This is a genomic window from Pseudomonas sp. NPDC087614, from assembly GCF_044743485.1.
Classification (GTDB): domain Bacteria; phylum Pseudomonadota; class Gammaproteobacteria; order Pseudomonadales; family Pseudomonadaceae; genus Aquipseudomonas; species Aquipseudomonas baetica_A.
On record NZ_JBIUWN010000078.1, the window covers coordinates 1 to 26287 of the forward strand.

At 59.9% G+C, this 26287-nt stretch carries 28 protein-coding genes and 1 pseudogene; 20 read left to right on the forward strand and 9 right to left on the reverse strand.

The features are described from left to right. The first annotated feature begins 158 nt into the window (after positions 1-158). The 3 genes from ACIOWA_RS22800 (at position 159) to trxA (ending at position 2234) form a co-directional block, all read left to right on the forward strand. On the forward strand, positions 159-623 hold the full coding sequence (locus tag ACIOWA_RS22800; protein ID WP_339431301.1) for a YbaY family lipoprotein: 465 nt from the start codon (positions 159-161) through the stop codon (positions 621-623). Further along, a complete protein-coding gene (locus tag ACIOWA_RS22805) occupies positions 620-1276 on the forward strand; it encodes a class I SAM-dependent methyltransferase (protein WP_401162050.1) in 657 nt (218 codons plus the stop codon). Before ACIOWA_RS22800 ends, ACIOWA_RS22805 begins: the two co-directional genes overlap by 4 nt. Before the next feature lie 85 nt (positions 1277-1361). After that, a complete protein-coding gene (gene trxA, locus ACIOWA_RS22810) occupies positions 1362-2234 on the forward strand; it encodes a thioredoxin (protein WP_401162052.1) in 873 nt (290 codons plus the stop codon). 4 nt (positions 2235-2238) lie between these two features. On the opposite strand, the gene ACIOWA_RS22815 is transcribed toward trxA, so the two are convergent. Next, on the reverse strand, positions 2239-2595 hold the full coding sequence (locus ACIOWA_RS22815; protein WP_401162054.1) for a hypothetical protein: 357 nt from the start codon (positions 2593-2595) through the stop codon (positions 2239-2241). A 135-nt stretch (positions 2596-2730) separates the two neighbouring features. Between ACIOWA_RS22815 and ACIOWA_RS22820 the strand changes: the two genes are divergently transcribed. The 5 genes from ACIOWA_RS22820 to ACIOWA_RS22840 all read left to right on the forward strand — a co-directional run bounded on the left by ACIOWA_RS22820 (position 2731) and on the right by ACIOWA_RS22840 (position 6781). Next, complete coding sequence (locus tag ACIOWA_RS22820) at positions 2731-3330, forward strand: DUF2796 domain-containing protein (protein WP_401162056.1); 600 nt, start codon at positions 2731-2733, stop codon at positions 3328-3330. Between the two features lie 53 nt (positions 3331-3383). Further along, positions 3384-4094 carry an ABC transporter ATP-binding protein gene (locus ACIOWA_RS22825; protein ID WP_187678771.1) on the forward strand — a complete coding sequence of 237 codons (711 nt, stop codon included), beginning with the start codon at positions 3384-3386 and terminating at the stop codon, positions 4092-4094. Between the two features lies 1 nt (position 4095). Then, positions 4096-5361 (forward strand): ABC transporter permease, encoded by a 1266-nt coding sequence (locus tag ACIOWA_RS22830; protein WP_401162058.1) that lies wholly within the window; start codon positions 4096-4098, stop codon positions 5359-5361. Positions 5362-5372: 11 nt separating this feature from the next. Further along, positions 5373-5891 carry a DUF3299 domain-containing protein gene (locus ACIOWA_RS22835; RefSeq protein ID WP_401162060.1) on the forward strand — a complete coding sequence of 173 codons (519 nt, stop codon included), beginning with the start codon at positions 5373-5375 and terminating at the stop codon, positions 5889-5891. 191 nt (positions 5892-6082) lie between these two features. Next, entirely contained in the window at positions 6083-6781 is a 699-nt protein-coding gene (locus ACIOWA_RS22840; RefSeq protein WP_221730257.1) for an OmpW family protein, read from the forward strand. A 180-nt stretch (positions 6782-6961) separates the two neighbouring features. Here ACIOWA_RS22840 and ACIOWA_RS22845 read toward each other — a convergent pair whose 3' ends face one another. Both ACIOWA_RS22845 and ACIOWA_RS22850 read right to left on the reverse strand, forming a co-directional pair. After that, complete coding sequence (locus ACIOWA_RS22845; RefSeq protein WP_339431294.1) at positions 6962-7891, reverse strand: NAD-dependent epimerase/dehydratase family protein; 930 nt, start codon at positions 7889-7891, stop codon at positions 6962-6964. Then, entirely contained in the window at positions 7884-8768 is an 885-nt protein-coding gene (locus ACIOWA_RS22850) for a sugar nucleotide-binding protein (RefSeq protein ID WP_339431293.1), read from the reverse strand. Before ACIOWA_RS22850 ends, ACIOWA_RS22845 begins: the two co-directional genes overlap by 8 nt. 324 nt (positions 8769-9092) lie before the next feature. Here ACIOWA_RS22850 and ACIOWA_RS22855 point away from each other — a divergent pair. The 4 genes and pseudogenes from ACIOWA_RS22855 to ACIOWA_RS22870 form a co-directional block, all read left to right on the forward strand. Next, positions 9093-9188, forward strand: a pseudogene (locus ACIOWA_RS22855) (DUF72 domain-containing protein); the annotation flags it as partial. Between the two features lie 2 nt (positions 9189-9190). Then, on the forward strand, positions 9191-9988 hold the full coding sequence (locus ACIOWA_RS22860) for an endonuclease/exonuclease/phosphatase family protein (protein WP_339431292.1): 798 nt from the start codon (positions 9191-9193) through the stop codon (positions 9986-9988). Continuing rightward, entirely contained in the window at positions 9985-11259 is a 1275-nt protein-coding gene (gene clsB / locus ACIOWA_RS22865) for a cardiolipin synthase ClsB (RefSeq protein WP_401162063.1), read from the forward strand. The genes ACIOWA_RS22860 and clsB overlap by 4 nt, the downstream gene beginning before the upstream one ends. After that, positions 11256-12242, forward strand: a complete 987-nt coding sequence (locus ACIOWA_RS22870; RefSeq protein ID WP_339431290.1) for a lysylphosphatidylglycerol synthase domain-containing protein — start codon at positions 11256-11258, stop codon at positions 12240-12242. Before clsB ends, ACIOWA_RS22870 begins: the two co-directional genes overlap by 4 nt. Positions 12243-12284: 42 nt before the next feature. On the opposite strand, the gene ACIOWA_RS22875 is transcribed toward ACIOWA_RS22870, so the two are convergent. Further along, positions 12285-13286, reverse strand: a complete 1002-nt coding sequence (locus tag ACIOWA_RS22875) for a GlxA family transcriptional regulator (RefSeq protein WP_339431289.1) — start codon at positions 13284-13286, stop codon at positions 12285-12287. A 101-nt stretch (positions 13287-13387) separates the two neighbouring features. Here ACIOWA_RS22875 and ACIOWA_RS22880 point away from each other — a divergent pair, with 101 nt between their 5' ends. The 7 genes from ACIOWA_RS22880 to ACIOWA_RS22910 all read left to right on the forward strand — a co-directional run bounded on the left by ACIOWA_RS22880 (position 13388) and on the right by ACIOWA_RS22910 (position 18573). After that, positions 13388-13936 (forward strand): cysteine hydrolase family protein, encoded by a 549-nt coding sequence (locus ACIOWA_RS22880; RefSeq protein ID WP_339431288.1) that lies wholly within the window; start codon positions 13388-13390, stop codon positions 13934-13936. Positions 13937-14089: 153 nt separating this feature from the next. Further along, the gene (locus ACIOWA_RS22885) at positions 14090-14755 is read left to right on the forward strand and encodes a YjfI family protein (protein ID WP_339431287.1); all 666 of its coding nucleotides are present in this window, start codon (positions 14090-14092) and stop codon (positions 14753-14755) included. A 17-nt stretch (positions 14756-14772) separates the two neighbouring features. After that, on the forward strand, positions 14773-15471 hold the full coding sequence (locus tag ACIOWA_RS22890; protein ID WP_339431286.1) for a PspA/IM30 family protein: 699 nt from the start codon (positions 14773-14775) through the stop codon (positions 15469-15471). A 149-nt stretch (positions 15472-15620) separates the two neighbouring features. Then, the gene (locus ACIOWA_RS22895) at positions 15621-16271 is read left to right on the forward strand and encodes a DUF2491 family protein (protein WP_339431285.1); all 651 of its coding nucleotides are present in this window, start codon (positions 15621-15623) and stop codon (positions 16269-16271) included. 15 nt (positions 16272-16286) lie between these two features. Continuing rightward, positions 16287-16712 (forward strand): DUF350 domain-containing protein, encoded by a 426-nt coding sequence (locus tag ACIOWA_RS22900; RefSeq protein ID WP_339464766.1) that lies wholly within the window; start codon positions 16287-16289, stop codon positions 16710-16712. A gap of 17 nt (positions 16713-16729) precedes the next feature. After that, complete coding sequence (locus ACIOWA_RS22905; RefSeq protein WP_401162067.1) at positions 16730-17413, forward strand: DUF1190 domain-containing protein; 684 nt, start codon at positions 16730-16732, stop codon at positions 17411-17413. 2 nt (positions 17414-17415) lie between these two features. Beyond that, positions 17416-18573: a glutathionylspermidine synthase family protein gene (locus tag ACIOWA_RS22910; protein ID WP_401162069.1), complete on the forward strand. Its 1158-nt coding sequence runs from the start codon at positions 17416-17418 to the stop codon at positions 18571-18573. A 75-nt stretch (positions 18574-18648) separates the two neighbouring features. Here ACIOWA_RS22910 and ACIOWA_RS22915 read toward each other — a convergent pair whose 3' ends face one another. Together ACIOWA_RS22915 and ACIOWA_RS22920 are read right to left on the reverse strand one after the other, a co-directional pair. Further along, positions 18649-19173, reverse strand: a complete 525-nt coding sequence (locus ACIOWA_RS22915; RefSeq protein WP_007917224.1) for a single-stranded DNA-binding protein — start codon at positions 19171-19173, stop codon at positions 18649-18651. A gap of 9 nt (positions 19174-19182) precedes the next feature. Continuing rightward, the gene (locus ACIOWA_RS22920; protein ID WP_339431281.1) at positions 19183-20580 is read right to left on the reverse strand and encodes an MFS transporter; all 1398 of its coding nucleotides are present in this window, start codon (positions 20578-20580) and stop codon (positions 19183-19185) included. 191 nt (positions 20581-20771) lie between these two features. On the opposite strand from ACIOWA_RS22920, the gene uvrA reads away from it, so the two are divergent. Next, positions 20772-23606, forward strand: a complete 2835-nt coding sequence (gene uvrA, locus ACIOWA_RS22925; RefSeq protein WP_401162072.1) for an excinuclease ABC subunit UvrA — start codon at positions 20772-20774, stop codon at positions 23604-23606. 62 nt (positions 23607-23668) lie between these two features. Here uvrA and bfr read toward each other — a convergent pair whose 3' ends face one another. The 3 genes from bfr to rplQ form a co-directional block, all read right to left on the reverse strand. Further along, positions 23669-24133, reverse strand: a complete 465-nt coding sequence (bfr, locus tag ACIOWA_RS22930) for a bacterioferritin (RefSeq protein WP_339431279.1) — start codon at positions 24131-24133, stop codon at positions 23669-23671. Positions 24134-24282: 149 nt separating this feature from the next. Continuing rightward, positions 24283-25737, reverse strand: a complete 1455-nt coding sequence (locus ACIOWA_RS22935) for a catalase (protein WP_339464767.1) — start codon at positions 25735-25737, stop codon at positions 24283-24285. 239 nt (positions 25738-25976) lie between these two features. Then, positions 25977-26287, reverse strand: a 311-nt coding sequence (gene rplQ, locus ACIOWA_RS22940; RefSeq protein WP_401162075.1) for a 50S ribosomal protein L17, incomplete at its 5' end; no start/stop codon positions are given.

Below are 26287 nucleotides of genomic sequence, written 5' to 3' on the forward strand. Positions count from 1 at the left end.
GTCGTTGGCACCGCAGAAGGGACAGTGCATGGTGGCTGGCAACAAAAAAAGGGAGGGCCATGGTAGCGCATCCCCGTGGCAAGACAAGCCATAGGGTTTGCGGTATACAGACGGGCATGATCGTTTGATCCATGGATTTCATTTTTCCGGAGCTGCCAATGCCGTTACGTCCGCTCGTTTTGCTCAGTCTTTTCAGCCTGCTGGTGGCCTGCGGCAGCGACGCCCCCAAGCCTCAGCCCCCAACGCCGGGCCCCGCGCCACAACAGGCGCAGAAAAAAGCCAAAGAAGCGGCCGACCTAGGCCCGTTGCCGGCTTATCAACGGGAACTGAGCGGCACCCTGCAAGGCGTACCGGCCGGTGCCGAAGTCGAACTGGCGCTGCTGGTGATCGATGAGAAGGATCGCCCGCAGCAATTGCTCGCCAGTTCCAGCCTGATCGGCAACAACCAGATTCTGCCGTTCCATGTGCGCTTCAACCCCGAGGCTTTCCCGGCCGGGGCGCGGGTTGAATTGCGTGGCCGCGCCAGCCAGTCCGGTCAGTTGATTTTGCATCTGCCGTCACAAACCATTACCCAGCCGACCACTCAGGCACTGGGCCAACTGCAATTTGTCAAAGCACCATGAATGCACCGTTCGACCTGCAACAGGCGCTGGGTGAGTTGCTCGGCGACGCCAGACTGAAAGCCTGTGCGTTGCCGGACACCGATTTGCAGTTGTGGCTGATCGACGGCGACAACATGGCGCGCGAATTCAGCCAGGAAGAAACCCAACGGATTCTGCACGAGCCGCCGTACTGGAGTTTTTGCTGGGCCAGCGGCCTGGCGGTGGCGCGTTATCTGGCCGAGTTCCCCGAATGGGTACGCGGCAAACGCGTGCTGGATTTCGGCACCGGTTCCGGTATTGCCGCGATTGCGGCGGTGAAGGCCGGGGCGCTGGAAGTGGTGGCCTGCGATCTCGATCCGCTGGCGATTGCCGCGTGCAGGGCGAATGCCGAACTCAATGACGTGCAGATGGGTTATTCGACGGATTTCTTTGCCGAGGCGGATCGCTTTGATCTGATTCTGGTGGCGGATGTGTTGTACGACCGGGCGAATCTGCCGTTGCTCGATGCGTTTCTCAGCCGGGGCCGCGAAGCGCTGGTGGCGGATTCGCGGGTTCGGGACTTTCGCCATCCGTTGTACGAGCGCATTGAAATGCTTGAGGCCATGACCTTGCCGGATCTGGCAGAGCCTGAAGAATTCAGACATGTCAGCCTGTACCACGCGCGGCGTGACTAAAGGCTTCGTCGGAACGCCGCCCCGCTTCCGGCCACACCCCGCCAAGCCGTATAGTTGCCCCATTCACGCTTTTACGAGATCCCCCATGAGTCAGCCAACGCCGTACATCTTCGACGCCACGACTGCCGACTTCGACCAGTCGGTGATCGAGGCTTCCTTCAATAAACCCGTGCTGGTGGATTTCTGGGCCGAATGGTGTGCGCCGTGCAAGGCGCTGATGCCGATGCTGCAAGGCATTGCCGAGAGTTATCAGGGCGCGCTGCTGCTGGCCAAGGTCAATTGCGATATCGAGCAGGACATCGTCGACCGCTTCGGTATTCGCAGCCTGCCGACCGTGGTGCTGTTCAAGGACGGTCAACCGGTCGACGGTTTTGCCGGTGCCCAACCGGAATCCGCCGTACGCGCCTTGCTCGAACCCCATGTGCAGATGCCGCCACCTGCCGCAGCCGATCCGTTCGAACAGGCTCAGGCACTGTTCGATGACGGCCGCTTTGCCGATGCCGAAGCGGCGCTGGTGGTCATGCTCAATGACGACAATACCAACGCCAAGGCCTTGATCCTGTACGCCCGCTGCCTGACCGAACGCGGTGAACTGAGCGAAGCGCAAACGGTGCTCGACGCGGTCAAGGGCGATGAGCACAAAGCCGCGCTGGCCGGGGCCAAGGCACAGATCAAGTTCCTCGGACTTGCCCGCGACCTGCCCGATGCCGCCGACCTGAAAGCACGGCTGGCGAAAGATCCGCAGGACGATAAGGCGGTGTATCAACTGGCGATCCAGCAACTTGCTCGCCAGCAATACGAAGCGGCGCTGGAGGCGATGCTCAAGCTGTTCATCCGCAACCGCAACTATGGCGAAGGCTTGCCGCACAAGACCTTGCTGCAGGTGTTCGAGTTGTTGGGTAACGATCACCCGCTGGTGACCGCCTACCGACGCAAAATGTTTGCTGCGCTGTACTAAGCGCTCACTCGACCCAGCTGTAGAGCGGCGTATCCCCGCCGCTCGCCACTTTTACCTGTGAACTGTGCCGCAAGCGCACCAGCAGGCGCTTGCCCGCCGTGGCACTGCCGGTCAGTCCTTGCAACTGATCGAGCAGATCCGGACCACTGAGTTGCCCGGCCTTGCGCAACAAATCCTGCGCGACCTGCCACAAGGTATCGTCTTGATTCATCGGTTTGGCCGCTGGCGCCGCTGCGCTCTGCGGTTGCTCAGTCGGTAACTGCCCGCTCATGGCCGAACCGAGCCGCGCCCAGTCGCTGTCATCGAGTTCCACTGTCAAATCCACCGGCACCGCGCCGACGGTTCCGCGTATCCGCAACATTGAGTTCGCTCCCGCACTTTTCTGACACGCATGCTCCCACGGGACTTGTGTAACGCCAAGCGCACGGGCAAACTCTGCGCACTTTCGTTATAAGATTACATAACAAACTCTTCACTTTACTTCCCGGAGACCGTCATGCGTCGTCTGCTGCTCGCTTTGCCGTTTGCCCTGTTGCCGTTGGCCATCGCCCATGCGGCTGATGAACATGACCACGATCACGACCATGAGCACGGCAGCCTCGGTGCGCATGAACATGGTGTCGGTCGCCTGAATGCTGCGCTCGACGGGCAAACACTGGAGCTGGAACTGGAAAGCCCGGCGATGAATCTGGTCGGCTTCGAACACGTCGCCTCCACAGAGGCCGACAAGACCAAGGTCGCCGCCGCCCGCGCGCAACTCGAAAAACCGCTGGTGCTGTTCAGCCTGCCTGCCGCTGCCGGTTGCAAAGTGGTCAGCCAGGAACTGGAAAGCCCGCTGTTCGGCGACAAGCCGCAGGCCGACGATCATGACGACGATGAAGCCGACAAGGGCGACCACGAACATCACCACGACCACAGCGAAATCCATGCTCACTATCAGTTCAACTGCACAGCCCCGGGCGCGTTGAAGACGCTGGATCTGGCGAACATCTTCAACACCTTCCCGGCGACCCAGAAAATTCAGGTACAACTGATCAGCGCCAGCGGCCAGCAAGGCACTGAAGTAACGGCCAAGGCTGCCGCGCTTAAGTTCTGATTACTGCGAAACTCCCACAAGGGGGTATGTGTTCACTCCATGAAACTGGCGCCATGACCCAAGCACTCATCGAACTGTCCGACCTGGGCTTCAGTTGGCCCGGCCACCCGCCGCTGCTGGACATCCCGGCGTTTCGTCTGGAACCGGGCGAAACCCTGTTCCTCAAAGGCCCCAGCGGCAGCGGCAAGACCACCCTGCTTGGCTTGCTCGGCGGGGTACAGAAACCCGATCGCGGCAGCATTCGCCTGCTCGGCCAGGAGCTGACCGCACTCTCCGCCGGTGCCCGCGATACGTTCCGCGTCGATCACACCGGCTACATCTTCCAGCAGTTCAACTTGCTGCCATTTCTCTCGGTGCGCGAGAACGTCGAGCTACCCTGCCACTTTTCCAGACTGCGCGCCGAACGGGCCAAACAGCGCCATGGCAGCGTCGATCAAGCCGCCGCCACCCTGCTCGCCCACCTGGGCCTGAAGGACGAGAGCATCCTCAGCCGTCGTGCCGATTCGCTGTCGATCGGCCAGCAACAACGAGTCGCCGCCGCCCGCGCCTTGATCGGCCAGCCAGAATTGGTGATCGCTGACGAACCGACTTCGGCGCTGGATTACGACGCTCGGGAAAACTTTATCCGCTTGCTGTTCGCCGAATGCCGCGAGGCCGGTTCGAGTCTGCTGTTTGTCAGTCACGACCAAAGTCTGGCCCCGCTGTTCGACCGTCACCTGTCCCTGGCCGAACTCAATCGCGCCGCCACGTCTGCTGAGGTCTGAGATGTATCTGTTTCGTCTGGCCATGGCCAGCCTGGCCAACCGTCGCTTTACCGCTTTGCTGACCGCGTTCGCCATCGCCCTGTCGGTCTGCTTGCTGCTTGCCGTCGAGCGCGTGCGCACCGAGGCCAAAGCCAGTTTCGCCAGCACCATCAGCGGCACCGACCTGATCGTCGGCGCCCGCTCCGGTTCGGTGAATCTGTTGTTGTACTCGGTGTTCCGCATCGGCAACGCCACCAACAACATCCGTTGGGACAGCTTCGAACACTTCGCCAATAACCCGAAAGTGAAATGGGCGATCCCCATGTCCCTCGGCGACTCCCATCGCGGTTATCGGGTAATGGGCACCACCCAAGCGTATTTCGAGCATTACCAGTACGGTCGCCGGCAACACCTGGAACTCGCGAAGGGGCGCGCCTTCGCCACCGATCCGTTCGAAGTGGTACTCGGTGCGGAAGTGGCCGATGCCCTGCACTACAAACTCGGCGACAAACTGGTGCTGGCCCACGGCGTGGCGGCAATCAGTCTGGTCAAACACGACGACAAACCATTCACCGTGGTCGGTATCCTCAAGCGCACCGGCACCCCGGTGGATCGTACGTTGCACATCAGCCTTGGCGGCATGGAGGCCATCCACATCGACTGGCACAACGGCGTGCCGGCGCGGGGCAACGGGCGGATCACGGCCGATCAGGCGCGCAACATGGACCTGACGCCGCAAGCGATCACCGCGTTCATGCTCGGCCTCAACAGCAAGATTTCCACCTTTGCGCTGCAACGCGAGATCAACGAATTCCGTGGTGAACCGATGTTGGCGATCCTGCCCGGCGTGGCGTTGCAGGAGTTGTGGAGCCTGATGAGCACCGCTGAAAAAGCACTGTTCGTGGTCTCGCTGTTCGTGGTGCTGACCGGGTTGATCGGCATGCTCACAGCGATTCTCACCAGCCTCAACGAGCGCCGTCGCGAGATGGCGATTCTGCGTTCGGTCGGTGCGCGGCCATGGCACATCGCGAGCCTGCTGGTGCTGGAGGCGTTTGCGCTGGCGTTGGCCGGGGTGATTGCTGGGCTGGGGTTGCTGTACATCGGCATCGCCGCCGCGCAGGGTTACGTGCAGGCCAATTACGGTTTGTATCTGCCGCTGGCGTGGCCGAGCGAGTATGAATGGACACTGCTCGGTGGCATTCTGGCGGCCGCGCTGCTGATGGGCAGCGTGCCGGCCTGGCGCGCGTATCGCCAATCCTTGGCCGATGGCCTGTCGATCCGTTTATGAGGATGTTCACCATGCCCCGCGCCATGCTCGCGCTGCTGTTACTGGTCGCCCTGCCCGTGTGGGCGGCGGCGCCCAAAGACCTGACCTGGTCGGAGATGATCCCGCCGGACGCCGCGCCGGAAGTGCCCAACATGACGCCGCTGCATGACCTGTCGAAGATGAGCGATGCGTTGTCCGCCGAGTCGGCGCCAGCGGCCAAGCAGGATTTGCCCGACGCCCCGGTGGTGCAGTCACTTGACGGGCAGAACATTCGTCTGCCGGGGTATATCGTGCCGCTGGAAGTGAATGAAGAAGGACGCACCACGGACTTTTTGCTGGTCCCCTACTTCGGTGCCTGCATCCATGTTCCGCCACCGCCGTCGAACCAGATCGTGCATGTGAAAAGTGAGTTGGGCGTGAAGCTCGATGAGCTGTATCAGCCGTATTGGGTCGAGGGGCCGTTGCAGGTCAAAGCCTCGAGCAGCGAGCTGGCGGATGCGGGGTACCAGATGGAGGCGGACAAGATTTATGTGTATGAGCTGCCGGAGTGAGTCCCGCTAGTTTCGTGTTGTTTGAGCGGACGCCTTCGCGAGCAAGCCCGCTCCCACAGGGGATTTGTGTTGATGCAAGGTTCCACACAAATCAGCCCCTTCACTGTTTCATTGAGCTGAGTCAAAAGACCGTATCAGTTGGCTTCGTACCATAGGACATCAAACATTTTTAACGTCCTTTCGGAGCCCCCATGAACAAGTCCTTGCTCAGCGCTTCGCTGTTTGCCCTCGCGCTCGCAGCCCCGCTCGCCCACGCCCACGATGCCGGTGACATCCTGATTCGTGCCGGTGCGATCACCGTCAACCCGAAGGCCGACAGCTCCAGCGTCAAGGTCGATCAGGGGCCGTTGAGCGGCACCAATCTGGGCGGCAAGGCGACCATGAGCAGCGACACTCAACTGGGCCTGAACTTCGCTTACATGCTCACCAACCACGTCGGCATTGAGTTGCTCGCGGCCACGCCGTTCGAACATGACGTGAAGCTCAAAGGCACCGGCCTGGCAGCAGCCAACGGCAAGCTCGGCACACTGAAACACCTGCCACCGACCCTCAGCGTCGTCTACTACCCGCTGGATTCGAAATCGCCGTTCCAACCGTACGTGGGCGGCGGCATCAACTACACCTGGATCTACGACGAGCACGTCGGCAGCGAAGCCAGCGCCAACGGCTTCAGCAACTTCAAGGCGAAAAACTCCTGGGGCCTGGCCTGGCAGGTCGGCGCGGACTACATGCTGACCGACAAAATCATGCTCAACGCCCAAGTGCGCTACATCGACATCGATACCCGCGCCACCGTCGAGAACAACGCCGTGGCGCCCGGTACTCGCGCACGGGTAAATGTGGATGTTGATCCGTTCATCTACATGGTGGGTTTGGGCTATAAGTTCTAAGTCGATTGACCGAACGTTCACGTGGTGGTGAATGAGGCTTGGTGGTGAGCAGACTTCAAACTGACGGCAACTGCTTTGCGGTTGACCGGGGGAAAATCCCCTCGCCACAGGGATAGCGACAAATTCCGGCCGTGAAAAAGGCGCCTGTCACAGGGCGCCTTTTTCATGTCTGAAACAAACTTACTTGCCGAGCAACCGCGCCAGACCAACGCTCATCGGCGTCTGCCGGGGCAACTTGAAACGCTCAAGCAACCGGGTGTTATTCGCCCGCGAATGGCGGATATCACCGGAGCGGGCCGGGCCGAAGCTGACCGCTGGCAATTCACCGACGACGGTTTCCAGTTCCGCAAGCATCTGCTTGAGGCTCATCGCCTGATTCCAGCCGACATTCACCGCACCGACTTCCACTTCAGGCCTCTGGATCGCCTGCACCAACAGGTCAACCAGATCCTCGACATACAGAAAGTCCCGCGTCTGCTCGCCATCGCCGAACACGGTGATCGGCAAGCCTTTCTGCGCACGTTCGCTGAAGATGCTGATGACCCCGGAATACGGTGAGGACGGATCCTGGCGTGGGCCGAAGATGTTGAAGAAGCGGAAAACCACCGGCTCCAAAGCGTGCTGACGGCGGTAGAAATCAAAATAATGCTCGCCAGCCAGTTTGTCCGACGCGTAGGGCGTCAGCGGGGCTTTTGGCGTGTCTTCATCAATTGATTCGCCCTCGCCATTGTTGCCGTACACCGCCGCGCTGGAGGCGTACAACACACGTTTGACCCCGGCCAGGCGCATCGCTTCGCAAACGTTCAGCGTGCCGATGAAATTGCTCTGGTGAGTCTTCACCGGGTCATCCACCGACGCTTGCACCGAGGCCACGGCCGCCAGATGCGCTACGGCGCTGCAACCCTGCATCGCTTGGGTGACCAGCACTGCGTCAGCCACATCACCGACAATCAACTCGACCCTGGGGTTGTCCAGCGGCAGATTGCTGCGTTTGCCGGTCGACAAGTCATCGAGAATTCGCACCGAATGGCCTTGAGCAAGCAATGCGTCGGTCAGGTGCGAGCCAATGAAACCCGCGCCGCCAGTGATTAAAACAGTCCCTTCAGCCATGTCGGTAAAACCTATCCAGTAAGCCCGGGAGCGCGGCACGCCAGGCGCGCGGCTTGATCCCGAATGTGTGCAGAATTTTCTTGCAGGCCAGGACCGCGTGTTGCGGTTCCTCGGCGGCGTCCGGCCGCGCGGCGTGAGCCTGAGCGGTCGGTGCTTCGATGGCCAGCGCGTGCAGGCTGCGGGCCTCGGTCAGAATCGCCTGGCCCAGCGCCAGCGGTGTGGTCGCCTCGTGGCCGGCGTAGTGATAAGTGCCCCACAGCGGCGCGGCGCAATCGAGTTGCTTGAGCACCGAAATGATCACCCGTGCGGCGTCATCGACTGGCGTCGGATTGCCGCGACGATCATCGGCCAGGAGCAACTCTTCCGGTTGCTCGGCACGGGCAAGAAAACGCCCGAGGGTGCCATCAGGGCTGTCATCGAGCAGCCAGCCAAAACGCAACAACACATGCTGCGGACACGCTGCACGCACACTTTGCTCGATGCGCCACAAGGCCTGACCACGCAAACCCAGCGGCACTGGTTCGTCTTTTTCGCTGTAGGCCGTGGCACGTGAGCCGTCGAACACGCGATAACTGGACGGCTGCACGAGGACGATGTTGTGGTGCCGACACAGTTCGGCCAGACGCTCGATAGCGCGCTCCTGCCCGGCCATGCGGCTTTCGCTGACGGTTTCGGCCTGGAACCAGTCGAAATAGTAGGCGAGGTTGATCAACGCATCGGGACGGGTGTCGTCGAGCAGTTGCGTCAGGCTCGCGGCATCCCAGCCGTCTTCGGGCGGGCGGGGGGCGAGGAAACCGATGTCTTCTTCCGCACCGAGGCGAATCAGCGCCTGCCCAAGGGCATTTCCGCCGCCCAGTAACATAAGGCGCATTCGCATAGAGTCAGCAGGCCCAGTCTGATTGGAACGATGGCTTTGGCGACGTTGCTTGTGGCCCCGTCGTCGATAATTGCCGGAATCGTTGCATTTTGCGGGTTTAGTGCGCAACCGTCACCCGTAAAGTGTCGATGGCCGGAATTTGTGTACGAGCAACTGCCCCATCGCTGGCCGCCACCGGTGCTGCGGCGCACACTCCTTTTGTGGGAGCGGGGTGTACGGGGTTTCTCGAAAATGCACCGTCCGTAAAGCCATCGAAACTTTCCCGAACCGCCCGCAGTCATCAACACACTGAGGCTGTACGGGGACTTTCGACGGGAGGGCGGCATGGCATCGATTCATATCGGCATTTTCGACTGGCGCTACGCCCCGTGGCGCGGGGATTTCGCCCCTCATGGGCTGGCATTCGCCTCGCGGGGGCTGCCATGAGCATTCCGGAACCGGTCGGTTTCACCGATGAAGGATCAGTCGTCGTGCCATCGGTACGCAGCTTCACTGTGCTGACGGTTAACACGCACAAGGGTTTCACCGCACTCAATCGGCGATTCATCCTGCCGGAGTTGCGCGAAGCGGTGCGCAGTGTGGCCGCCGACGTGGTGTTCCTGCAGGAAGTCCACGGCACCCACGAACTCCATCCCAAGCGCTATAACAACTGGCCGACGATGCCGCAGTACGAATTCCTCGCCGACAGCCTCTGGCCGCAGTTCGCTTATGGGCGCAATGCGGTGTATCCGGAGGGCGATCACGGCAACGCTGTGTTGTCGAAATTCCAGATCATCCGCCATGACAACCTCGACGTCTCGATCAGCGGCCACGAAAGCCGTGGCTTGTTGCATTGCGTGCTGCGCCTGCCCGGCGATGGCACCGAGGTACATGCGATCTGCGTGCATCTGGGCCTGCGCGAAAGCCACCGCAACGCTCAGCTTGGCTTGCTGATGCAGCGCCTTGCCGAACTGCCAGACGATGCTCCAGTAATCGTCGCCGGTGACTTCAATGACTGGCGCCAGCGTGCCGACGCATTGCTCAAGCCTTGCGGCTTGCGGGAAGTGTTCGCCGAACATCACGGCAAACCGGCGCGCAGCTTTCCCGCGCGTCTGCCGACCCTGCGACTGGACCGCATCTACGTGCGCAACCTCAAGACCCGTCAGCCAAAAGTGCTGGCGAACCGGCCCTGGTCCCACCTTTCCGACCATGCACCGTTATCGGTGGAGATCGAACTATGAACAGCGCACCACTGGAGAAGTCCGCCGCGGAATCGGTGAACATCACCCCGCCGATACGCGAACCCGGGCACGTCGATGTCGAATACCGCTGGCAGAGCAACAACCGCATCGAACTGCTGGAAAACGGCGAGGCGTATTTCCCGCGCGTGTTCGACGCGATGCGTGCAGCCAAGAGTGAGATCCTGCTGGAGACCTTCATCGTTTTCGAGGACAAGGTCGGCAAGGAGTTGCAGGAAATCCTGATCGACGCCGCCCGCCGTGGCGTGCGCACGACTGTCAGCCTCGACGGCTTCGGTTGTGGCGAGTTGACCACCGGCTATCTCACCGCACTGAGTGAGGCCGGCGTCTATCTGCAGATGTTCGATCCGGCCCCCAAACATCTGGGCATTCGCACCAACTGGTTTCGGCGCCTGCATCGCAAGATTGTGGTGGTCGACGGCACGGTTGCATTCATTGGCGGGATCAACTTTTCCGGCGATCACCTGGCCGACTTCGGCCCCGAGGCCAAGCAGGATTATTCGGTGCAGATCCAGGGCCCGGCCGTGGCGGACATTCACCATTTCGCACTGTTGCAAAGCGGGCGACCCGGACGTGCCAGATTCTGGTGGCAACGCCGCCGGCAGCGCCGGACAGAAATGGCCTTCACCGATCACGATGGTCAGGTGCGCCTGGTGTTTCGCGACAACAACCAGCACCACACCGACATCGAAGACGTGTATTTACAGGCCGTGCGCAGTGCTCAGCGGCGAGTGGTGATCGCCAACGCTTACTTCTTTCCCGGCTACCGCTTGCTGAAGGAAATTCGCAATGCAGCGCGGCGCGGCGTCGATGTCCGACTGATTCTGCAAGGTGAACCGGATGTGCTGGTGGCCAAAATCGCGGCGCGCATGACCTATGACTATCTGCTCAAGGCCGGGGTGAAAATCCACGAGTATTGTCAGCGCCCGCTGCACGGCAAAGTCGCGCTGGTGGATGAGGACTGGAGCACGGTCGGCTCAAGCAATCTTGACCCGCTCAGTCTGTCGCTGAACCTGGAAGCCAACGTCGTGATCCGCGATCGCGCCTTTAACCGTGACCTGTTCGAGCGCCTCGAAAACCTGAGCCTCAACCATTGCCAGACGGTAGATCCGGCCATGGTTCCACGCGGACGAATCTGGCACATGACCGTGGGCTTTCTGGTGTTCCACTTTCTGCGGCATTTTCCGGCGATGGCCGGTTGGCTACCGGCACACAAACCCAGGCTCAAGCCGTTTCGAGGTGACCGCTCATGAGTCATACCCAAGCGCAATCGAGCGGCCATTCAGCGCCCGCCGCGCACTCACGCTGGAGCAAGTGGAAACGTCCGTTGACCGTGCTGTTTTTCCTCGCGCTGATAGTATTGCTGACGCTTTTCGCCCGCCGTATCGAGTGGGCCGACGTGTTGGAAACTCTCGCCGATTTCAAGCTGCGCACGCTGATCATTGCCGCCGGCCTGACGCTGCTGAGCTTTCTGACGTACGCCAGTTTCGACCTGATCGGCCGCACCTACATTCGCCAGGACCTGACCTGGAAACAGATCCTGCCGGTGGGGATCATCAGCTATGCGTTCAACCTGAATCTGAGTGCCTGGGTTGGCGGCATAGCCATGCGTTACCGGCTGTACTCGCGTCTGGGCGTGAGCAACAGCAACATAGCCAAAATCCTCGGGCTGAGCCTGGCGACCAACTGGTTCGGCTACATGACCATCGCAGGCGTGGTGTTCAGCAGTGGACTGGTGAGCATGCCGCCGGGCTGGAAAGTCAGCACCACAGCGCTGCAGGGTATCGGTGTGGTGTTGCTGTTGATCAGTGCCGGGTATCTGGCCGCGTGCCAGTTCTCCAAGCGCCGCGAGTGGTCGATTCGCGGCGTGGAAATCAACCTGCCGTCGCTGCGCATGGCCTTGCTGCAACTGCTGCTGGGCGCGCTGAACTGGTCGTTGATGGCGGCGGTGATCTTCACCTTGCTACCGAGCAAGCTCGACTATCCGCTGGTGCTCGGCGTGCTGTTGATCAGTGCAATTGCCGGGGTCATTACTCACATTCCGGCGGGGTTGGGCGTACTGGAAGCAGTGTTCGTTGCACTGCTGCAACACGAAGCGTCGCGGGGCAGTCTGGTGGCGGGGTTACTGGCCTATCGGGCGATTTATTTTCTGTTGCCGTTGTTGATTACGCTCGTGATGTATCTGGTGGTGGAGGCCAAGGCCAAAGCGCTGCAGATCGAAAAGACGCCTTCCTGATGTTGTTTTGAGGCTGCCGGCTTCGTCACGAGCAGCCCCCAATCAGGTACTCGGTGTTTTCACTGGCGCAGTGACACCAAACCGCGCGCGATAATCACTGGGCGCCAGCCCGGTAACTTTCTTGAAGGTCGCCCGAAACGCTCCTGGGTCTTGATACCCCACCTTCCAGGCAATGTGATCAATCGTACCGTTGGTGAATTCAAGCATCTCGCGTGCCTTGCCGACGCGTAAATGCTGACAGTATTCGGTCGGTTTCAACCCGGTCGCGGCGCGGAAGCGGCGCAGGAATGTGCGCTCCTCCAACCCCGCGCGTTCGGCCATTGCCGTCAGCGAAACATCCGTCGCGCCAGTGCTTTGCAGCCAATGCTGAACCTTGAGAATCGGCGCATCGCCATGACCGAGGATCGGCGCAAAATGACTGCCGCACTCACTGGCGCTGTCGCTGTGTTCGATCACCAGAAACCGCGCAGTAGCGGTAGCGATGCTCGGGCCCAACAGCCTGTCGACCAGACGCAGCCCCAACTCCGACCAAGCCATCAGCCCGGCCGTGGTGATCAGGTCGCCGTCATCGACAATCGGTGCATCGGCGTTGAGTCTGATGTTCGGATAGCGTTCGGCGAAGACCTTGGCCGAGGTCCAGTGACTGGTGGCGCTGCGGCCGTCGAGCAGACCGCTCTCCGCCAGCAGAAAAGAGCCTGCGCAGACGCCGCCAAGCGTTGCGCCACGGGCGTGTTGTTCACGCAGCCAGTGCAGCAACCCGGTTGATGCCTGAGCTTCGCAGAAACCACCGATCGAGGGTGGAATCAGTACCGCCAGCAATTCGCTTTCGCCCCCCGTACAACTGTCGAAAACCCGCTTCGGCGCCTGATCGCCTTCAACCTGCCAATGACTGACCCGCAGTAACGGCAGTTGCGCAGCCTCATGCTCGGCGGCAATCCCGTTCGCCACCGCGAACAGATCAGTCAAACCGTGCACGGCCGCCATTTGCGCGCCGGGATAAATCAGCACGCCCAACCCGGCCACGGCAGCCCTTTGTGCGCCCATTGTCAGTTTTCCCCTGTCTATTGTCGGTGCGGCCAATCCTCGAGTCGCTCGGCAGCGCCAATACTGAAGGCACTTCCAGCCAATCCATCGAGGACACACCCATGGCCAAGCAAGCGCTCATCGTAGTCGATATCCAGAATGACTACTTCCCCCAAGGCAAATGGCCGCTCACCGGTGCCGACGCCGCTGCCGACAACGCCGCGCGACTGATCGCAGCCTTCCGCGAAGCCGGCGATTCGGTGGTGTTCATTCGACATGAGTTCACCTCATCGGACGCCGCGTTTTTCACCCCCGGCTCGGACGGCGCCAAACTGCACCCCAAAGTGCTCAATCGTGCCGACGAACCCGTAGTACTCAAACACTTCGTCAACGCGTTCCGCGAAACCGAGTTGCAATCGATTCTCGACGAACAAGGCATCAAGGAACTGGTGGTGGTCGGCAGCATGAGCCACGTGTGCATCGACGGCATCACCCGTGCGGCGGCGGATCTGGGCTATGACGTCACGGTGATTCACGACGCCTGCGCCAGCCGCGATCTGGAATTCAACGGCATGACCGTACCGGCAGACCACGTCCACGCGGCCTTCATGTCAGCCCTGGGCTTCGCTTACGCCAGCGTGGTGTCCACCGACGAGTTCCTCCTGCGCTGACGCTCCCGGAAACACTTTGCAAAAAACCTGCGCCCGCCCCGTTGCGGGCGTTTTTGCGAGCGCCGGAAAAATCTCACGCGTGAGCCATTGATGGCACTTTGAATTGGTTGTAGTGTGGCCCACGCGTGAGATGTTCATAACGGAATCAATGCCATGAAAAGCCGCTCCCCCGCTACCGCATCAGACCCAAAGGGAGTGCGCTCAAAACCGTCCGCGAAAAAACCATCCAGCTTTTATATGAAGCAGATGCGTGCGGGCCTGGCGGCTGCCGGTTATGTGAAACACGAAACTTGGGTGCTTCCGGAAAACCGAAGCTTGCTCAAACAAATGGAGCAACAGCTACGCCAACCGATTCTGGCTGGCTCTTTCATGTCGGAGAATTACATGAGCGCAGGCAACAACTGGAATATCGACAGCCTCTTCAACGCCCTCAAGGCCCTGGACGAGGTCGCTTCGCAAGAGATCACGCTGTCTCTGATCCAGAGCTCCGAACCCAGCATCAAGCTGGAAATGAACGAATTCGGCGGTCTGCCGATTCACATCGCCCTGGCCGGCGCACAGATCATCGTCGACACCGTGCTGGTGGACATCGATTCGATCACCGACGTGCGCGCCTTCAACGACGCCGTACTGCGCAGCCGGGAAATGTTCCCGCTGTCGTCGATCGGTATCGAGTCGATGCCGAACGGGCAGACCGTCTACAACATGTTTGGCGCCCTCAGCGCCGACTCGAGCCTGACCAACGTGGTGACCGAGGTGAAAACCCTGGTCGATAACGTGCAGCGCGCCAGCGAAGCCTTCGAACACTTCTTCAAGTAATCAACAGGGAATATCCAATGACTCAGTCCATCTGGAGCAAGTTGTTCACCGCACTGCGCGGCGGCGCCAATGAAGTCGGCGAAGCGATCGTCGACCAACAGGCCCTGCGCATCCTCGACCAGGAAATCCGCGATGCGGATACCGCGCTGTCGAACGCCCGTCGCGAATTGATCACCATCATGGCCAAGCACAAGCTGGCCGCCGACCGCGTGAGCGAGTACGACGCCAAGATCAAGGATCTGGAAGCCAAGGCTGTTTCGGCTCTGAACGCCGGTCGCGAAGACCTGGCGATGGAAGTGGCCGAAGCGATTTCGACCCTGACCAACGACCTGACCGCCGAAAAAGCCCAAAGCGACGAGTTTGGCAACTATGCCGACAACATGCGCAAGGACATCAACAAGGCCGAAGCCCGGATCAAGAGCCTGCGCCAACAAGTGGACATGGCCAAGGCCCGTGACAGCGTGCAGAAAGCCCAGGTCAGTGCATCGATCGCCAGCGGCGGCGCCAACGGCAAACTGGAAACCGCGGTCGGCACCCTGAACCGCCTGCAAGCCAAGCAGCAGCAACGCGCTGCCGAACTGAGTGCGGCCGATGAACTGGCAGACGCTTCAACCGGCAACGACCTGGATCGTAAACTGCGCGACGCCGGCATCACGCCGAATGAAGGCAGCGCCAATGCGATTCTTGAACGCCTTAAGCAGAAATCCGCTCAGTAACACCGCGATAAAAAACCCTGTGGGGGCGAACAACCCCGCTCCCACAGGGTTTGTGCTGAGCAAATGACGCTGCTCGTTCGTCGCTCGGCCCGGTACACTAGCGGCGCTTTTTACGACGAACACCTCCACCCGCTTCAAGGAACGTACCCATGGGATGGTTTAAAGATTTGCTGGGCACCAGCAACTGGCAGACCGCTGCGCCAACACCCACCGTCGCCAGTGGCCCACTCGGGATGGCCCAAGGCAAAGGCGTCAGATTCGATTCGACGCTGGCCCTGCTGCTCGACGGTTCGACTTCGGTACGAGTCCCCTTCGATCAGGCGATCTGGAGCGCAGGCTGGGTCGACCTCGGCCAGTCCAATAAACTGCACCGCTATTACATGAACGACGAGGATTTCTGGGTACAGATCCACGTCACCGGCGATGATCAGATCGAATCGGTCATCCTGTTCAACTACCTCAGTTACGTGACAGTCAACAGTGACGCCGAACTGCAGCGACTGGCCGGCCCCAACAGCCTGATCGGTTTGCCGACCTACACCCACGAAGGTGTCGAATTCACCCGCGAGTGGGGCACCGAACAAGGCCAGACCGAACTGGTGCCGCTGACCGAGCAGGTGGTCAACCCGGACGAGAGCTACACCATCGAACACCACGCCATGCTTTACGCCCGCGAGACCGGCCTGACCGATCGTCGCGAGCTGTTGTTGTTCTCCGTCGAACAAGACGAAGAAGGCACCGTCAGCCTGAGCACCTCGCTCGGCATTTCGCTGTACACGACTGACCTGAGCACCATTTAAATAAGGACGTTTTTCATGCTGGAAGTGCTGGCTGTCTCGCTGAACAAGACCGCTCTGACCGGTTTCATCGTTTACCTGATCGGCGCCGTGTTGCTGTTCATGCTGTTTCAATTCGTCTACACGCGCATCACCCCACACAAGGAATTCGAGCTGATCCGCTCCGGCAACACGGCCGCCGCCATTGCGCTGTCCGGTGCAATCATCGGTTTCGCCATTCCTGCCAGCAACGTGATCGCCTATTCGGTCAACGTCCTCGACTTCGTGCTCTGGGCCGTGATTGCCGCAGCAGTGCAACTGCTGGCGTTTCTCGCCACTGGCCTGGTGCTCAAAGGCACTTCCCAGCGCATCGCCAACGGTGAAATCGCTTCCGGCATCTACGTCGCAGCGGTAGCGATCAGCGTCGGTATGCTCAACGCTGCGTGCATGACACCGTCCAACTGATCGGCAGGAAGCCTTAGATGAAACGAAGCAAGTACGTTCAGTTGTCCCTCGCCGCGTCGGTGGCCATGGCCATTTCCGGCGAAGCGGCAGCGGTGGATCAGGCGCGCAATTTCCAGAGCGTTGAGCAGTGCGTCGATGCCGAAGTGGCAGCCGACGTCTGCTCCAACGCCTACGTCGCGGCGCTCACCGAACACCGGCGTATCGCTCCGGCGTACGACGACAAGGCCAAGTGCGACGCGGACTTTGCTGCCGACTGGTGCCAGAAAAACTCCGACGGCCGCTTCGTGCCGAAACTCGGCGGTTTCAAAGTGCCGCAGAACGGTGAAACCCCACAAAATCTCGACGCCATCGCCGATGCGCAGATGCCGGCCGGTGACACGACGGCTGCCCAGAATGTGCAAAACACTTCCCACACCTCGAGTGGCGGCGGCTGGCTGAGCGGATGGCTGATCGGCAACGCGATGAGCAACAACTCGAATCGCACGGTCTATCGCGACCGCGATACGCGCCAGCCCTACAACACCTCGACGCAGTCAAAAAGAATCGAGTCGGCGCCCCGTAGCCAACCGACCTACGAGAGCAGCAAAAGCAAACCGGTGAACGTCACCTCCTCCACCTCCCGTGGCGGTTTTGGCAGCCAGTCCAGCGCCCGCAGCGGTTGGGGTGGTTGGGGCAGCAGTTCCGGCCGCTCGAGCAGCTGACGATGAAAAAGGTCCACTGCGCCGAGCGCCCCGACTGGAAACAAACGGCCGAGAGCCTCGGCTTTATGTTCCACACCATCGACGACGAGCCCTACTGGGACGAAAGCGCGTATTACCAGTTCACGCTCGCGCAAATCGAAAACGATCTCGAGGACCCGACCACCGAACTGCACGAGATGTGTATGGACCTGGTCGACCGCGTGGTACACAGCGAAGAACTGCTGGATCGCCTGAGCATCCCGCCTGCGTACTACGACATGATCCGAACGTCCTGGCTGGAAGGACATCCGCATCTGTACGGGCGCATGGACTTTTCCTACAGCGGCAACGGCCCGGCGAAACTGCTGGAACTCAACTACGACACCCCAACCAGCCTTTACGAGGCGGCGGCGTTCCAGTGGGGTTGGCTGGAGCAATGCATTGAGCGCGGCACGCTGCCCAGCCATGCCGACCAGTTCAACAGCATCGACACCAAGCTGCATCAAGCCTTTGCCGAGTTGCAGCTCAAGCGACCTTTCTACTTTGCCTCAATGAAAGACTCGGTCGAGGATAAAGGCACCACCGATTACCTGCGACTGATCGCGGAAAAGGTCGGCATCGAATCCCGGCACATCGACATCGAAGACATTGGCCTGACGGCCGAGGGCCGCTTTGTCGACCTGCAAGATCGCTGGATCCCGCACCTGTTCAAGCTGCACGCCTGGGAATTCATCTTCCATGAACCGTTCGGCGCGGCGATTGCCGAGTGCGATACGCAGTTTTTCGAGCCTGCGTGGAAAGCGATCCTGTCGAACAAAGGCGCACTGCCGCTGTTGTGGGAGTTGCACAAAGGCCATCCGAATCTGCTCGCAGCGCACCTCGATCCGAACCCGGCCAGTGCCGTGCCCAAAGGCTGGGTGCGCAAACCGTACTTCTCCCGGGAAGGTGCAAACATCGAACTGCAAACCGCGCAAGGTCTGATCGTCAAAGAAGATGGGCCCTACACCGATGCGCCATTTATCCTTCAGGAGTTCGCACCACTGCCGAAGTTCGATAACAGCTACACGCTGATCGGCTCCTGGGTGATTGGCGATCAGGCGGCGGGTATTGGCGTGCGTGAGGACAACAGTCTGATCACCAAGGATTCAAGCCGGTTTCTGCCGCATTTGATTCTTGACTGACAAACCACCGCCCACAAAAAAGGCCTGTCGCGTTGAACGACGGGCCTTTTTATTTAGATCGTATGCAGCCAAGAATCAGAACGGAATATCGTCATCGAAGCTGTCGAAATCCGGAGCCGGTTGCGGTGCGGCCTGCTGTGGAGCCGGGGCCGAACGCTGCTGTGGCGCCGACTGCTGCGGGCGTGGAGCCTGCTGACGTGGCGTTGGAGCGGACTGCTGATAGTTGTTGCCGCCGCCTTGTTGGTCGCCCTGTTGTGGACGGCCGCCGAGCAGTTGCATGGTGCCTTGCATGTCGACCACGATTTCGGTGGTGTAACGCTTGATACCGTCTTTTTCCCACTCGCGGGTCTGCAGCTTGCCTTCGATGTAGACCTGCGAACCTTTGCGCAGGTACTCACCGGCGATCTCGGCCACCTTGCCGAACATCGAAACACGGTGCCACTCGGTCTTCTCGACCTTCTGACCGGTTTGCTTGTCGGTCCACTGTTCGCTGGTTGCCAGACTCAGGTTGGTCACGGCGTTACCGTTAGGCAGGTAGCGAACTTCGGGATCCTGGCCGCAAGTGCCGACCAATATGACTTTGTTAACCCCACGGGCCATAACGTTCTCCTAGGCTTCGCAAGCAGCCCCGGCCGGGTTGTTCACCAGGCGTTCGAGGGTGTCGCGATCCACTAATTCTTTGTCCAGTTTGATGTAAACAGCCGCTTCATCCGCAACTATCACTGCATCGGTTACCCCCACGAGGGCCTTGAGGCGCTCGACCAGACCCGCTTCGCGGATCGCCTCGGGCGACAACGGCAAGCGCAGGCTCGTCACGTAGGGAGGTTCGCGCATGGTAACAGCAAAGGCCAGCCAGATGGCAGCCAGCCCCGCACATCCGAGGAACACAACCGACAGACCGCCATGCTGAAACAGCCAGCCGCCGAGTATCCCGCCGAGTGCCGAACCGAGGAACTGACTGGTGGAATACACGCCCATGGCCGTGCCCTTGCCACCTGCCGGTGAAACCTTGCTGATCAGCGACGGCAGAGAAGCCTCCAGCAGATTGAACGCGGTGAAGAACACCACCGTGCCGATCACCAGAGCCCGCAGGCTGTCACCGAACTTCCAGAAGAATAGCTCAGTCAGCATCAGCGTCATGACGGCGCCGAGCAAGATTCGTTTCATTTTGCGTTTCTTCTCGCCATAGATGATGAACGGGATCATGGCGAAGAAAGAAATCAGCAGCGCGGTCAGGTAAACCCACCAATGCTGCTCCTTGGGCAACCCGGCTTTTTCCACCAGGGCCAAGGGCAGCGCGACGAAGCTCGACATGAGCATCGCGTGCAATACAAAGATGCCAAGATCGAGGCGCAGCAGATCGGGATGCTTGAGCGTCGGCAGCAGCGCCTGACGCGCCACGCCGGACTCACGATGCTGCAACGGCCCGGTTGAGCGCGGCACCATGAACATGATGATCAGGATCCCGATCAGTGCCATGCCGCCTGTAGCGAGGAACAGTCCGGACAAACCGAAAACCCGGGTCAGCAGCGGCCCGACCACCATCGCCACAGCGAAGGACAAACCGATGGTCATGCCGATCATCGCCATCGCTTTGGTGCGGTGCTGTTCACGGGTCAGGTCGGAGAGCAAGGCCATGACCGCGGCGGAGATCGCGCCGGCGCCCTGCAGGATCCGCCCGGCGATCACGCCCCAGATCGAATCGGCCTGGGACGCCAGCACACTGCCGAGGGCGAAGACGATCAGCCCCAGGTAAATGACCGGCCGGCGGCCAATGCGGTCGGAAATGATCCCGAACGGAATCTGAAAAATCGCCTGGGTCAGGCCATAAGCACCAATTGCCAGCCCGATCAGGGCCGGGGTCGCGCCTGCCAGATCCATGCCGTAGGTCGCCAGTACTGGCAACACCATGAACATGCCAAGCATACGGAAGGCGAACACCAGGGCCAGACCGCTCGCCGCGCGGGTCTCGCTGCCACTCATGCGTTCGCTGTGGGGATCGTGCATGGAAAAACCTCGTGTGAACCGGCGGCGATTCTACCAGTCCCATCGGAAGACGGGGTATATCGCGACGCTATGACACGCCTACATGAAACTCTCTTCATGCAAGGCAAAAAACGCTGCGCTTGATAGTGTGCATCCATCCAGTATTTGCCCGTATACTCCTACGTTTTCGACGCCCGCCGAGCGAGGCCACTTTGGACAAGATCCTGATACGTGGGGCCCGTACCCACAACCTGAAGAACATCGACCTGACCCTGCCACGGGACAAGCTGATCGTCATCACCGGCCTGTCCGGATCCGGCAAGTCGTCCCTGGCCTTCGACACACTCTACGCCGAAGGTCAGCGCCGCTATGTCGAATCCCTGTCGGCTTACGCCCGGCAGTTCCTGTCGATGATGGAAAAACCCGACGTCGACACCATCGAAGGCCTGTCGCCTGCGATTTCCATCGAACAGAAATCGACCTCGCACAACCCCCGCTCCACGGTCGGCACCATCACCGAAATCTACGACTATCTGCGCCTGCTGTATGCACGCGTCGGTACGCCCCGCTGCCCCGACCACGACATTCCACTGGAAGCACAGACCGTCAGCCAGATGGTCGACCTGGTACTGGCCCAGCCGGAAGGCAGCAAATTGATGCTGCTGGCCCCGGTGATCCGCGAGCGCAAAGGCGAACACTTGTCGGTGTTTGAAGAGCTGCGCGCCCAGGGCTTCGTCCGTGCCCGGGTCAATGGCCGGATCTGCGAGCTCGACGAGCTGCCGAAACTGGATAAACAGAAGAAGCATTCGATCGACGTGATTGTCGACCGTTTCAAGGTTCGCGCCGATCTGCAGCAGCGTTTGGCCGAATCGTTCGAGACCGCACTCAAACTGGCGGACGGCATTGCCCTCGTGGCGCCGATGGACGATGAGCCGGGCGAAGAGATGATCTTCTCCGCGCGTTTCGCCTGCCCGATCTGCGGCCACGCGATCAGCGAGCTCGAACCAAAACTGTTTTCCTTCAACAACCCGGCCGGCGCCTGCCCGACTTGCGATGGCCTGGGCGTGAAGCAATTCTTCGACATCAAGCGACTGGTCAATGGTGATCTGACCCTGGCCGAAGGGGCCATTCGCGGCTGGGACAGGCGCAACGTCTACTACTTCCAGATGCTGGGCTCATTGGCTTCGCATTACGGGTTCAGCCTCGAAGTGCCCTTCAACGAACTGCCAGCCGATCAGCAGAAATTCATCCTGCACGGCAGCGGCTCGCAGAACGTCGACTTCAAATACCTGAACGACCGTGGCGATATCGTCAAACGTTCGCACCCGTTCGAAGGCATCGTGCCGAACCTCGAGCGTCGCTACCGCGAAACCGAATCGGCGAGCGTGCGTGAAGAGCTGGCCAAGTTCCTCAGCACTCAGTCTTGCCCGGACTGCCGTGGCACCCGTCTGCGTCGTGAGGCTCGGCATGTCTGGGTCGGCGAAAAAACGCTGCCGGCAGTGACCAATCTGCCGATTGGCGATGCGTGTGAATACTTCGGCGAACTGAAAATGACTGGCCGTCGTGGCGAAATCGCGGACAAGATTCTCAAGGAAATCCGCGAGCGCCTGCAGTTTCTGGTCAACGTGGGCCTGGACTATCTGTCGCTGGATCGCAGTGCCGACACGTTGTCCGGCGGCGAAGCACAGCGGATCCGGCTGGCCAGCCAGATCGGTGCCGGCCTGGTGGGCGTTCTGTATATCCTCGATGAGCCTTCCATCGGCTTGCACCAGCGTGATAACGACCGGCTGCTCGGCACACTCAAACACCTGCGCGACATCGGCAACACAGTGATTGTGGTCGAGCACGACGAAGACGCGATTCGTCTGGCTGACTATGTCGTGGATATCGGCCCCGGTGCCGGTGTGCATGGCGGACAGATCGTTGCCGAAGGTACGCCAGCCGAAGTCATGGCGCACCCCGATTCCCTGACCGGCAAATACCTGTCGGGCCGGGTGAAGATCGAGGTGCCGGCCAAGCGTACACCGCGCAACAAGAAACAGGTTCTGGCGCTCAAGGGTGCACGGGGCAACAACCTGCGTAACGTCGATCTGGAAATTCCGATCGGCCTGCTGACTTGCGTGACGGGTGTTTCCGGCTCGGGCAAATCGACCCTGATCAACAACACCCTGTTCCCGCTGAGCGCTACCGCACTCAACGGTGCGACCACTCTGGAAGCAGCCGCGCACGACAGCATCAAGGGCCTGGAACATCTGGACAAAGTGGTCGACATTGATCAGAGCCCGATTGGGCGCACACCACGGTCCAACCCGGCAACTTATACCGGGCTGTTCACCCCGATCCGGGAACTGTTCGCCGGCGTGCCCGAGTCGCGTTCCCGAGGCTACGGCCCGGGGCGTTTCTCGTTCAACGTCAAGGGCGGTCGCTGCGAGGCGTGCCAGGGTGATGGCCTGATCAAGGTTGAAATGCACTTCCTGCCGGATATCTATGTTCCGTGCGACGTGTGCAAGAGCAAACGCTACAACCGCGAAACCCTTGAGATCAAATACAAGGGCAAGAACATCCACGAAACTCTCGAGATGACCATCGAAGAGGCTCGAGTGTTCTTCGACGCGGTACCGGCACTCGCGCGCAAGCTGCAAACCTTGATGGATGTGGGGCTGTCGTACATCAAGCTGGGGCAGTCGGCTACGACCTTGTCCGGTGGTGAGGCGCAGCGGGTCAAACTGTCCCGTGAGTTGTCCAAACGCGATACCGGCAAGACGCTGTACATCCTCGACGAGCCGACCACGGGCCTGCACTTCGCGGATATCCAGCAATTGCTCGACGTCCTGCATCGCCTGCGCGACCACGGCAACACCGTGGTGGTGATCGAGCACAACCTTGACGTGATCAAGACTGCCGACTGGCTGGTCGATCTCGGGCCTGAGGGTGGTTCCAAGGGTGGCCAGATCATTGCCACCGGCACGCCCGAGGAAGTGGCCGAGATGAAGCAATCTCACACCGGCCATTACCTCAAGCCACTGCTGATCCGTGATCGGGTCTAGACACCGAGCATAAAAAAGCCCCTGTCACTTCGTCAGTGACAGGGGCTTTTTTGTATTACATGTCAGGTGTGGGATTGCAGGTAGTTCTGGAGACCGATTAGCTTGATCAGGCCCAACTGCTTTTCCAGCCAGTAGGTGTGATCTTCTTCGGTATCGTGGAGCTGAACGCGCAATATCTCACGGCTGACGTAGTCGTTGTGCTGTTCGCAGAGCTCGATGCCTTTGCACAATGCCGCACGGACTTTGTACTCAAGGCGCAGATCGGCTTCGAGCATCTCCGGGACGGTGGTGCCGACATCCAGATCATCCGGACGCATGCGTGGCGTACCTTCAAGCATCAGGATCCGGCGCATCAACGCGTCAGCATGGCCTGCTTCTTCTTCCATCTCGTGGTTGATTCGTTCGTAGAGCTTGGTGAATCCCCAGTCCTCATACATCCGCGAGTGGACAAAATACTGGTCACGCGCGGCCAGTTCGCCGGTCAGCAACGTGTTGAGGTAATCGATAACGTCTGGGTGGCCTTGCATCGCCCTACATCTCCCTGCTTGAAAGGCTGTAGTTTGAACCAACCTGACTGTCAGGTCACCCTCCATGCGCAATAAAAGCGAAGATAATCTGAGAAAAGCAGGCTAAATAACGCAAAAACCGCCCTAATGAGGGCGGTTATGCTTCTCGTTTAGACTTCGTTAAGCTGTACGTTGAGCAGCTTTGCAATTGCTTCGCCATACGCCGGATCGGCTTTGTAGAAATGCTGCAACTGGCGATCCACAACATCAGGCGTCACACCGGCCAGCGCTCCTGCAATGTTACTGACCAGCAGCGCTTTCTGTTCGTCATTCATCAAGCGGAACAGTGCCCCCGCCTGACTGTAATAATCACTGTCCTCGCGATGATCGTAGCGGTCAGCCGCACCGCTCAAGGCCAGCGCCGGCTCTGCATAACGCGGCGCTTGTTTGGGCGACTCTACGTAACTGTTCGGCTCGTAATTTGGCGCTGCGCCACCGTTGCTGCCAAAAGCCATCGAACCGTCGCGCTGGTATGTGTTCACCGCACTGCGTGGCGCATTCACAGGCAATTGCTGGTGATTGGTACCAACACGGTAGCGGTGAGCATCAGCGTAAGCGAATACACGACCTTGCAGCATACGATCCGGCGACAAACCGACGCCAGGCACCATGTTGCTCGGGCCGAACGCGGCCTGCTCGACTTCAGCGAAGTAGTTCAGCGGATTGCGGTTCAGCTCCAGCTCACCTACTTCGATCAGCGGGAACTCTTTCTGCGACCAGGTCTTGGTCACGTCAAACGGGTTCTCATAGTGCGCCGCTGCCTGAGCCTCGGTCATGATCTGAATGCACACGCGCCATTTCGGGAAGTCACCGCGCTCAATTGCTTCAAACAGATCACGCTGCGCGTAATCCGGGTCAGTGCCAGCCAGACGAGCGGCATCAGCCGGCGCAAGGTTTTTGATGCCTTGCTGGGTCTTGTAGTGCCACTTCACCCAGTGACGCTCGCCTTGAGCGCTGATCAGACTGTAAGTGTGACTACCAAAGCCGTGCATGTGACGGTACCCGTCCGGGATCCCGCGGTCAGAAAAAAGAATGGTGACTTGGTGTAACGCTTCCGGCGAATGCGACCAGAAGTCCCACATCATCTGCGCACTCTTCAGATTACTTTGTGGCAGGCGCTTTTGGGTGTGGATGAAGTCAGGGAATTTCAGCGGGTCGCGAATGAAGAAGACTGGCGTGTTGTTGCCGACAATGTCCCAGTTACCTTCCTCGGTGTAGAACTTCAGCGCAAAGCCACGCGGATCTCGCTCGGTGTCGGCAGAACCGCGCTCGCCACCTACCGTTGAAAAACGCAGAAAGGTCGGGGTTTGCTTCCCTACGGACTCGAACAGCTTAGCGCTGGTGTAATCGGTGATATCGCGGGTTACGGTAAACGTACCGTAAGCACCCGAGCCCTTAGCGTGCACCCGGCGCTCAGGAATGTTTTCACGATTAAAGTGGGCAAGCTTCTCGATCAGATGAAAATCGTCGAGCAGCAGCGGGCCTCGCGGGCCGGCGGAGCGAGAATTCTGGTTATCAGCGACAGGCGCGCCACTGGCGGTCGTAAGCGTTTTGGTCTGGCTCATACGGTCTTCTTCCTCTGTCAGTCTTGGAGCTGCCGGCTAATCGGCTTGGACGGGAGTATCAATCAACAATGTGACACCTACAAATTCATTAACCTGCACACATCGATAGAAAATTACTAATTAAACTTCCCAGCACATAGTGACAACAGAACAGAGGGAGATGCTTGTACGTAAAGCGCTTTTCTTACAGGCACAAAAAACCGGGCACTAGGCCCGGTTCTTTGTTTCAGACTGACGTCTTACTCGGCGGATACAGCTTCGCCAGCAGTAGCACGATCAACCAACTCGACGTACGCCATAGGCGCGTTGTCGCCAGCGCGGAAACCGCACTTGAGGATGCGCAGGTAGCCACCCTCACGGGTAGCATAACGCTTGCCCAGGTCGTTGAAGAGCTTACCAACGATAGCTTTCTTACGAGTACGGTCGAAAGCCAGACGGCGGTTAGCCAGGCTGTCTGTCTTGGCCAGAGTGATCAGCGGCTCAGCAACGCGACGCAGTTCTTTGGCTTTTGGCAGAGTAGTTTTGATCAGCTCGTGCTCGAACCGCGACA

Excerpts from the sequence above, each read along its gene's own strand:
- ACIOWA_RS22800 (WP_339431301.1), top strand. The coding sequence starts at position 159 with ATGCCGTTACGTCCGCTCGTTTTGCTCAGTCTTTTCAGCCTGCTGGTG.
- ACIOWA_RS22805 (WP_401162050.1), top strand. The coding sequence starts at position 620 with ATGAATGCACCGTTCGACCTGCAACAGGCGCTGGGTGAGTTGCTCGGC.
- trxA (WP_401162052.1), top strand. The coding sequence starts at position 1,362 with ATGAGTCAGCCAACGCCGTACATCTTCGACGCCACGACTGCCGACTTC.
- ACIOWA_RS22815 (WP_401162054.1), bottom strand. The coding sequence starts at position 2,595 with ATGTTGCGGATACGCGGAACCGTCGGCGCGGTGCCGGTGGATTTGACA.
- ACIOWA_RS22820 (WP_401162056.1), top strand. The coding sequence starts at position 2,731 with ATGCGTCGTCTGCTGCTCGCTTTGCCGTTTGCCCTGTTGCCGTTGGCC.
- ACIOWA_RS22825 (WP_187678771.1), top strand. The coding sequence starts at position 3,384 with ATGACCCAAGCACTCATCGAACTGTCCGACCTGGGCTTCAGTTGGCCC.
- ACIOWA_RS22830 (WP_401162058.1), top strand. The coding sequence starts at position 4,096 with ATGTATCTGTTTCGTCTGGCCATGGCCAGCCTGGCCAACCGTCGCTTT.
- ACIOWA_RS22835 (WP_401162060.1), top strand. The coding sequence starts at position 5,373 with ATGCCCCGCGCCATGCTCGCGCTGCTGTTACTGGTCGCCCTGCCCGTG.
- ACIOWA_RS22840 (WP_221730257.1), top strand. The coding sequence starts at position 6,083 with ATGAACAAGTCCTTGCTCAGCGCTTCGCTGTTTGCCCTCGCGCTCGCA.
- ACIOWA_RS22845 (WP_339431294.1), bottom strand. The coding sequence starts at position 7,891 with ATGGCTGAAGGGACTGTTTTAATCACTGGCGGCGCGGGTTTCATTGGC.
- ACIOWA_RS22850 (WP_339431293.1), bottom strand. The coding sequence starts at position 8,768 with ATGCGAATGCGCCTTATGTTACTGGGCGGCGGAAATGCCCTTGGGCAG.
- ACIOWA_RS22860 (WP_339431292.1), top strand. The coding sequence starts at position 9,191 with ATGAGCATTCCGGAACCGGTCGGTTTCACCGATGAAGGATCAGTCGTC.
- clsB (WP_401162063.1), top strand. The coding sequence starts at position 9,985 with ATGAACAGCGCACCACTGGAGAAGTCCGCCGCGGAATCGGTGAACATC.
- ACIOWA_RS22870 (WP_339431290.1), top strand. The coding sequence starts at position 11,256 with ATGAGTCATACCCAAGCGCAATCGAGCGGCCATTCAGCGCCCGCCGCG.
- ACIOWA_RS22875 (WP_339431289.1), bottom strand. The coding sequence starts at position 13,286 with ATGGGCGCACAAAGGGCTGCCGTGGCCGGGTTGGGCGTGCTGATTTAT.
- ACIOWA_RS22880 (WP_339431288.1), top strand. The coding sequence starts at position 13,388 with ATGGCCAAGCAAGCGCTCATCGTAGTCGATATCCAGAATGACTACTTC.
- ACIOWA_RS22885 (WP_339431287.1), top strand. The coding sequence starts at position 14,090 with ATGAAAAGCCGCTCCCCCGCTACCGCATCAGACCCAAAGGGAGTGCGC.
- ACIOWA_RS22890 (WP_339431286.1), top strand. The coding sequence starts at position 14,773 with ATGACTCAGTCCATCTGGAGCAAGTTGTTCACCGCACTGCGCGGCGGC.
- ACIOWA_RS22895 (WP_339431285.1), top strand. The coding sequence starts at position 15,621 with ATGGGATGGTTTAAAGATTTGCTGGGCACCAGCAACTGGCAGACCGCT.
- ACIOWA_RS22900 (WP_339464766.1), top strand. The coding sequence starts at position 16,287 with ATGCTGGAAGTGCTGGCTGTCTCGCTGAACAAGACCGCTCTGACCGGT.
- ACIOWA_RS22905 (WP_401162067.1), top strand. The coding sequence starts at position 16,730 with ATGAAACGAAGCAAGTACGTTCAGTTGTCCCTCGCCGCGTCGGTGGCC.
- ACIOWA_RS22910 (WP_401162069.1), top strand. The coding sequence starts at position 17,416 with ATGAAAAAGGTCCACTGCGCCGAGCGCCCCGACTGGAAACAAACGGCC.
- ACIOWA_RS22915 (WP_007917224.1), bottom strand. The coding sequence starts at position 19,173 with ATGGCCCGTGGGGTTAACAAAGTCATATTGGTCGGCACTTGCGGCCAG.
- ACIOWA_RS22920 (WP_339431281.1), bottom strand. The coding sequence starts at position 20,580 with ATGCACGATCCCCACAGCGAACGCATGAGTGGCAGCGAGACCCGCGCG.
- bfr (WP_339431279.1), bottom strand. The coding sequence starts at position 24,133 with ATGCAAGGCCACCCAGACGTTATCGATTACCTCAACACGTTGCTGACC.
- ACIOWA_RS22935 (WP_339464767.1), bottom strand. The coding sequence starts at position 25,737 with ATGAGCCAGACCAAAACGCTTACGACCGCCAGTGGCGCGCCTGTCGCT.